This is a genomic window from Vibrio sp. 2130-1, assembly GCF_033339515.1.
This window is the reverse complement of sequence record NZ_JAWOUT010000469.1, coordinates 1-603: the sequence shown is the minus strand read 5'-3', so window position 1 is coordinate 603 and position 603 is coordinate 1. Positions and strand designations below refer to the sequence as shown.

Genomic DNA, 603 nt, shown 5'->3' with positions numbered 1-603 from the left:
CGGCCTAACTCTTGAAGACGCTTAATTACTCCTAATGCAATGGTATCGCTGGCACACACAATGGCTTGCGTGTCTGCTTTTAGAACGTGATCCACCAATTGATAAGCACTTTCATGGCTAAGCTTACCGGTTTGGAAACAAGGTGTGAGTTGTTTACGTTGACACCAAGCTTTATAAGCATTTAAACGCGCCAAGCCTGTGGTTTTGTCTTCAGGATCAACACCAATATAAGCAATGCGAGAGAGAGATTGCTGCTCAAGATGAGACAAAGCCATGTCTATCACGCCTTGGTTATCATAATTGATGGAAGAGACGTTATTGGTATCCATCGCAATCACCACAATGCGATTTCCCCACTCGGCTAAGGCTTGCTCATCGCACCCAGTAAAGCCAAACACGATCACCCCATCCACATTGCGACGCTTAAGCACGTTTAGATGCTCGTTGGTTTTGTCGCGATCAAATTGGCTTTCCATGATCACCGCGTCATAGCCAGCGGAATACAATGCACTGAGCATTGTACCAACAGCACGATTTTCGGATGGCGAGTCCAGACGGGAGATAATAACTCCAATGACTTTTTGGCTACCGCCTCGCATTGAT

The 603-nt window shown here is 46.3% G+C and carries 1 protein-coding gene; it reads right to left on the bottom strand.

Annotated features, from left to right (window positions below):
* Positions 1-603, bottom strand: a 603-nt coding sequence (locus R7Q09_RS26890) for a substrate-binding domain-containing protein (RefSeq protein WP_318144042.1), incomplete at both ends; no start/stop codon positions are given.